Here is a 6,821-nt window from a genome sequence, read left to right as displayed (position 1 = left end):
CAGATTACCCCCGCGTTCCAGGGCAATCTGGGCCACATCGAGTCTCTCCGACTCGCAGGTATACCCCAGGCGTTCGGCCAGCGACCGAACCCAGAGGGCATCACCCGCCGAATCGGAGCGCAGGGAGTGATCGAGATGGGCCACCACCACCTTGCGGGGGGTCGAAGTAAGCAGCAACAGCAGTGCGACCGAGTCACCACCGCCCGACACCGCCGCCACCAGACTGCCCTCGGGAACCATGCGGGTCAGATGGTTGGCGAACTGGGCTTCTAGCTGGCCAGAATCTACGGAGTCCACCCCCATATGCTATAAGGTATGGCCTCATTTCCCAATCTCCGTTTTGATTTCAATGCCTATCCCTATCTCACACCGGACTTGCTGGGGTTGGATGGGGTGATTCGCCATAAACCTCGAGATTTCCAGGTTTATGAAGTGCCAGCCTATAACCCTTCGGGCGAGGGGGAACACCTGTTTGTGCTGATTGAGAAAGAGGGTCTGACCACCCGGGCAGTATACGAGTTTTTGCGTGACCGACTGCATATCAACGAATCTCAGATCGGGGTGGCGGGCTTGAAGGACAAACACGCGCTGACCCTGCAGTGGTTCAGCATTCCGGCCCGTCACGAGGTGCGCCTGGAAAGCCTGGTCGAACTAGGAGGGGTCAGGGTTCTGGAAAGGGGCTTGCATCCTCACAAGCTGCGGGTAGGGCATCTGCGGGGCAATCGCTTTCGCATCCTGATTCGCCCCAGTCAGGAGCGAGTCCTGGAACTGGGGAGCAGCGTAGTAGGGGCGGATGCCCGTCCACTGCTACAACGCGTCGAGGCCATCCTGCGTGTGCTCGAGCGCCAGGGGGTGCCCAACTACTATGGCCCCCAGCGGTTTGGCATTGGAGGGTTGAATCCCGTCAAGGGCTATGAACTGGTCAAAAAGGGTAAGGTGCACACCCCCTCCTGGCTCAAGAAGTTTTTGGTGGCCAGCCTGCAAAGCCTGCTCTTCAACGACTGGCTGGCCCTGCGCTTACAGATGGGGTTATTTGGGCAGGTGATCGAGGGTGATGTGGCCAAGAAACACGATACCGGTGGGGAGTTTGTGGTGTTGGATCCGGCCACAGAAAACCCTCGGGCGTTGCACTTTGAAATAAGCGCTACCGGGGCTTTGTACGGTAAGAAATATCGGGAGGCAGAGGGTCTGGCCCGGATCCTGGAAGATCAGATTTTGCAGAAATATGAACTCGAGCGCCGCCATTTTGCCTCGCGCCGGGGGGATCGCCGCCTGATTCGCTTCCCCCTGGCTGAATGGAGGGTGGAAGAAACCCCGGAAGGACTCTGGGTGAGCTTTTTTCTACCCAAGGGGGCCTACGCCACCGCGGTGCTGCGTGAGGTGATGAAAAAGAATCCCGAAGAAGGTCAGCTAGAAAGCGAGGCGGAGGAGTGAGGGTGCCAAATGCAGTGCGGTAAACCGTCTACATCCAACGGTACACAGCCGCCGTCTGGGTTGCTGACGGGTACAGCCGTGGCTGAACGGGTCAACCCCGCCCCTGTTCCCCGGAGGTCACTCGTAGGCGCCCAGGGTGCAGGCGCTGGCTCGAGATTTGCCTTCCAGGTCGGTACTGGCGCATTGTTCGGACAGGCCCTTGCCCAGGGCAGGGCTGCTGACCCCGAGACGGAAATTGGCACTGCTGGGGTCGGTGCTGGGATTTATGAACAGGGGATCGCTGACCAGATCGGTAGAGCTTCGGTTGGGGAAGCTGGTAGCTGCAAAATACAGGTTGCGACTGAATACAAAGTTCGAGACGCTAAAAACTGCGGTTGCTTCGCGGTCGGAACGGGCATAGACCACATTGTTGTAGAACCCCACATTCCCCGAGAAGTAAGCCGACAGATCGCAACAGATGGTGGGTGTCCGGGCATTGGCGTAGAGGGTGTTGTTGCGAACGGTCACGTTGTCGGAATAGAAAATATTGACCCCCCGGCCTCCGTTGTCGAAGATCAGATTGTTCTCGATCAGGACGCGGCCCCGGTAGGGTACGCCGGGATTGGTGCCGAAGTTCTGGGTGTTGCGACCATCATCCACAATGATCCCGTTGCCATCGGAGATAACCCGCCTGGCTGGATCGGGGTTGGAATAATAGAAGGGAATTCGGTTCTCGTTTTTGTAGACGATATTGCCCCGGATGAAAATTTTGAAATCGGTGGAGCTATCGGAGTTCCAGTTCTGGTAGGTTGAGATCCCGCTCTTGTTGAGTGGGGAGAAGAAGCCGTTCTCGGCCACAACATTGTTTTCGATGTACAGGTAGTCGGCTTGCACGCTGTAGATGCCACCCCCCGGACAACGCAGCACGCGGTTGTTGCGTACCACAATATGGTGTGAGCGCAGGTCGGGCTGCTGGTAGCGCGGGCCAATGCCCAGACAGCTACCTGCGGTGACGGGGTTGTCCAGCACACTCATCTGGGAGCGCGCATACTCGAGGCTCACACTGGCAGCATTACCTTCTATATCGAAACCCTCGATGGCCACATATGAGACCCCCTCCAGCAAGATACCCACCCAGTTGGACTCGAGCTTGAGCTTGGGCCGATGGCCCGGATAAGCACGATAGACAATCCACCTGTCAGCGGTGCCCGAGCGTTTGATATTGAGGATGATGCTGTTGTAGATGGGGTTGGTGTACTCCCCATTCATCACCAGCACCAGATCTCCCGGCTGGGTCTGGTTGGAAGCCCGTTGCAGGGTGCGAAAAGCGCGGGTTTCGCTTAGCCCATCGTTGCTATCGCTGCCGCTGGGAGACACATAGAGAGTGCGTATGGCAGGGGTGGGCGGTAGAGGAGGTGTGGGGACTGGGGTCGGGGCGGGATTGGGCGTCGGGGGAACCGGGAGCGTAGCGCCCTGGTTGCAAGCCCCCAGGGCGACCAAAATGATGATCCACAACAGCTTCTTCATTCAAACTCCCGAGGCGATGGTTTACCCAAGCAAGACCATAGTAGCTGCGCCGAAGTTCCACCAGGTATGTGGGGCTTTTCGAGATGAGCAGTTGTAAGTAACCCTGCTTCAACCGAACTCACTGGTAGCTTACGATCCCACTCCACCGATTCGTATTTAGACTTCTTTCAGATTTCCCTTAGGTTTGGCCCATGACTTTTTCAGGTTACCCCCAGGTACGAACCAGCCAGTGACAAAAATGACCCAGAACCGTCTTAGCCGAGGCCCAGGGCTAGATGCAGTCATGGATACGGTTATCCCTTTTCGCCGGGCCTTTCCGGGATGGGCTCGAGGTAGACCATGGCCCTGCACTGGGCATGATCGAGGGCCAACCCCTCGGAGGTTTTGAAGGTTAGACCCACCCGGTTTTCGGGCAGTCCGGTCAGTTGAGCCAGGTTTTGCTGGATGGTGGCGCGGTGCGGCCCGAGCCTGGGCCGATCCACCACCACCACCGCCGAAATCTGACCCAAACGATAGCCGTTATCCCGCACTTTTTGCAGAACCACCTCGAGGATGACCCGGCTTTCCAGACCCTTCCACTTGGGGTCGTGGTCGGGGAAAAAGCTGCCAATATCCCCCAGGGCAAATGCCGAAAGCAAGGCATCAGATAGGGCATGCAGAATTACATCGCCATCCGAATGGGCAATTGCCCCGCGCTCACTTTCGATACGCACTCCCCCCAGCCAGAGTTCACGCCCCTCGCCCAGGCGGTGCGAATCCTCGCCGTAGCCGATGAGCCATGGGGACAACGGATTGATTGACTTCTCTGCCACGCTTCTATCCTATCGTGCTTTGCGTGAGCGCTGCGCTCTACTGGACACAACATGCATGGCCAAACCCCCGCACGAGCATCCGATGTCTGGCCCTCGACAGAAGGGTGGTGTGACCCTTGACCCTGTGGGCATGACTCTTCGAGAATGGGGTATATGGCGATCTATATGGTTTATGAAGACGCACTGGCCCTGATGAAGCGCTGGACGCCCTCAGAAAGCCTGCAAAAACATATGCTGGCTGTCGAAACCGCCATGCGGGCCTATGCCCGCAAGTATGGCGAACCCGAAGAAAAATGGGCCATCACCGCTATCCTGCACGATTTCGACTACGAAAAAGCCCCCGAAACCCATCCTTATAAAGGGGTGGAGGTACTGCGCGAGATGGGCTATTCCGATGATGTGCTCGAGGCCATTCTGGGCCATGCCGATGTGCCCGAGCACCCCCGCAATTCCCTGATGGCCAGGGTTTTGTTTGCAGTAGACGAGCTGGTGGGCCTGGTTATGGCGGCGGTCTATGTCCGTCCCGACAAGAACATCCAGAGCCTGGAACTGGACAGCCTGAAAAAGAAGTTCAAGGATAAGGCTTTCGCTGCACGGGTAGACCGTGAAGGAATCGTGCGCGGGGCTCAGGAGCTAGGAGTCGATCTTGACGAGCACATGGCCTTTGTGCTGGAAGCCATGAAGGCCGATGCCAGGCGGCTCGGGTTGGGGTAAGCGTATCCAACGTGGCGTTGGGCGGAGATTGGGGTTAAGCTAGAGAGGTGAAGCTGCTTCGCTGGGGGGTGCTGGCACTGGCCCTGCTGGGGCTGGCCTGGGGGAAGAGCTACTCCCTCGAGCGCGTCGAACAGGATGTCTACCTTCAGGCCGATGGGCTGGTGCGGGTGGTGGATGTCCGAACCTGGCGTTTCGATGGCACCTTCCGCGAGGTCTTCCTGGAAATTGAACCCCGTCCTGGGGGCCAGGTTCGTTTTGAAGAGGCCAGTGCCCTCGACGATGGCCGTCCGGTGCAGTATCAGGTGCAGGGCAACCGCATCAGCATTACTGCAGGCCCCCCCGACCGTTGGGGCAGCCTCCCGGTGCTGGCTGAAAACCAGAGTCGGGTCTTCCGCATCAGTTATACCCTCAGCAATGAGATCACCGTAGCCAGCGATGCCGCACTGTTTGACCGGCAGGTACTGGAGCCCGAACACGCGGCAGTGGGCACCTATATCCTGCGCTTACATGCCCCGCAGGCGGTACCCGAGCGATTCCGGGTCTTCATCTTTACCGGGCGGGGCCGGCTGGGGACGCTCGAGTTCGACCCGGCCAGACGGCTCGCCACCGTACAGATTGCGCCGGTCAGCCAGGACGAGTTCGTGCGCTCGAGGGTGATTCTGGCCTCGAGGGTTTTCGACCGCCCCACCCTGAACCAACCCCGCTTCGAGCAGTGGCTACAGGAAACCGAAGAGGAGACCCGTGCCTTCCGCGAACGCTCACGCCAGCTCATCGAAAGCCAGCAGGTTCCCGGCTGGGCCTGGGTTCTGGCCGCTGGGCCGCTGGGTTTGCTTCTGGTGCTGCTGGGGTTCTTTATGAGTGCTTATCAGCGCTTTGGCCGCGAACCCCGTACCGAAGAAGTGGGGCGCTATTACCGCGAACCCGCCGAGGAAATCCCCCCTGGTCTGGTGCCCTATGTGATGAGCCAGGGCGACCCTGGGCAGTCTATGCTGGGCCGGATGATCTCGGCCACCTTGCTGGATTTTGCCCGTCGAGGCTCAGTTGAATTAATCCGTCACGAAAATCCGGGCTTTTTAGGGCTGTTTGGCGGCGTTGAGACCCATTTCAAGCTGCTTTCGCCCCCGGAAAGCGCCACGGCCCTGGCGACCGAGGTCTGGAACCTGCTGCGGGCGGCTGGCAAGGATGGAGTAGTACGACCCGAGGAACTCAAGAACTACTTCGGGCGGCACCCCGGTCTCCTGACCAGCATGAGCCGCCGTCCCAGGGCCACCTACGAGGCAGTGTACGGCAAGCTGCTCGATGCAAAGAGTGGGCGGGCCGCAGCTCACTGGGGTGGCTGGCTGGTCGGGCTGGGCTTCCTGCTCTTGTTGCTATCCCTGATTCTGGGGCCGATCCTGCTCGACCACCTGGGCGGGGCCCTCTGGGTAGGGGTTTTGATGGCCAGCGGGGTACTGGGCGGAGTTGGCTTGCTGGTGATGGGCCTGCTGGCCTTTAACGTGCTGGGCCGCTGGGTGCCGGACAAGCTGCTCAAGGCCAGACGCTGGCAAGCCTACCGCAACTTCCTGGCCGACTTTTCTCAGATGGAATCGGCGCCAGCCGAGCATTTCAAGATGTGGGACTACCACTTTATCTATGCGGCCAGCCTGGGCGTTGCTGAGCGCTACCTGCGGAATCTGCGCCAGATTGCCCAGAGGCGGCCTGACCTGATTGCGGTACCGCGCTGGATTCCCGGGCCTAGCCTGGGCCAGACCTCTCAGGCCATAACCTCCAGCAGCGACATGCTGCGTCAAATCAGCCAGATGACTGGGGGCCTCGAGCAGATTGCGCGCAACCTGGAAAGCCTCGAGCGTGCTCTTAAGCCCTCGAGTGGCTCCGGTGGGGGTTTTGGCGGCAGCTCCAGAGGAGGCTCGTCGGGCGGTGGGGGCCGGAGCGGGGCGAGGTAGAACGGAGGCTTGGGTTATGGAGATCTTGTTGATTCTGATTGCGTTGATCGCAGCCCTTTTTATCTTTTACTATAACCGTATCATCACCCTGGAAAACCGTGTCAACAACGCGCTTTCCCAGGTAGATGTGCAGCTCAAGCGGCGCAATGACCTGATTCCCAATCTGGTCAGTACCGTCAAGGGCTACGCTGCCCACGAGACCGGGGTCTTCGACCGGGTGACCCAGGCTAGAGAGCGGATGCTTTCCGCTGGAAGCATCGAGGAAAAGTCCGCGGCTTCCAACCTGCTCACCCAGGCCCTGCGCAGCGTGTTTGCCATCGCTGAAGCCTACCCGGATCTCAAGGCCGATGCCAACTTCCGGGAACTGCAGGGCCAGCTCGAGGAGACCGAGAACAAAATCGCCTACTCTCGC

At 59.3% G+C, this 6,821-nt stretch carries 7 protein-coding genes; 4 read left to right on the top strand and 3 right to left on the bottom strand.

Features of this window, described 5'->3' with window-relative positions:
* On the bottom strand, positions 1-303 hold a 303-nt coding region (locus Q0288_RS05860), incomplete at its 3' end, for an ATP-binding protein (protein ID WP_299428575.1).
* Positions 304-315: 12 nt separating this feature from the next.
* On the opposite strand from Q0288_RS05860, the gene Q0288_RS05855 reads away from it, so the two are divergent.
* Positions 316-1,434 (top strand): tRNA pseudouridine(13) synthase TruD, encoded by a 1,119-nt coding sequence (locus tag Q0288_RS05855; protein WP_299428572.1) that lies wholly within the window; start codon positions 316-318, stop codon positions 1,432-1,434.
* Positions 1,435-1,551: 117 nt separating this feature from the next.
* On the opposite strand, the gene Q0288_RS05850 is transcribed toward Q0288_RS05855, so the two are convergent.
* The gene (locus Q0288_RS05850) at positions 1,552-2,940 is read right to left on the bottom strand and encodes a right-handed parallel beta-helix repeat-containing protein (protein WP_299428569.1); all 1,389 of its coding nucleotides are present in this window, start codon (positions 2,938-2,940) and stop codon (positions 1,552-1,554) included.
* Between the two features lie 293 nt (positions 2,941-3,233).
* Positions 3,234-3,752 carry a 2-C-methyl-D-erythritol 2,4-cyclodiphosphate synthase gene (gene ispF, locus Q0288_RS05845; protein WP_299428566.1) on the bottom strand — a complete coding sequence of 173 codons (519 nt, stop codon included), beginning with the start codon at positions 3,750-3,752 and terminating at the stop codon, positions 3,234-3,236.
* A gap of 153 nt (positions 3,753-3,905) precedes the next feature.
* Here ispF and Q0288_RS05840 point away from each other — a divergent pair, with 153 nt between their 5' ends.
* The 3 genes from Q0288_RS05840 to Q0288_RS05830 all read left to right on the top strand — a co-directional run.
* Positions 3,906-4,466, top strand: a complete 561-nt coding sequence (locus Q0288_RS05840) for an HD domain-containing protein (RefSeq protein ID WP_299428562.1) — start codon at positions 3,906-3,908, stop codon at positions 4,464-4,466.
* Between the two features lie 47 nt (positions 4,467-4,513).
* Complete coding sequence (locus tag Q0288_RS05835; RefSeq protein ID WP_299428559.1) at positions 4,514-6,409, top strand: DUF2207 domain-containing protein; 1,896 nt, start codon at positions 4,514-4,516, stop codon at positions 6,407-6,409.
* Between the two features lie 16 nt (positions 6,410-6,425).
* On the top strand, positions 6,426-6,821 hold a 396-nt coding region (locus tag Q0288_RS05830), incomplete at its 3' end, for a LemA family protein (protein ID WP_299428556.1).

This window comes from uncultured Meiothermus sp., from assembly GCF_937863175.1.
Taxonomy (GTDB): Bacteria; Deinococcota; Deinococci; order Deinococcales; family Thermaceae; genus Meiothermus.
The sequence above is the reverse complement of the archived record's forward strand: the minus strand, read 5'-3'. Positions and strand labels throughout refer to the sequence as shown.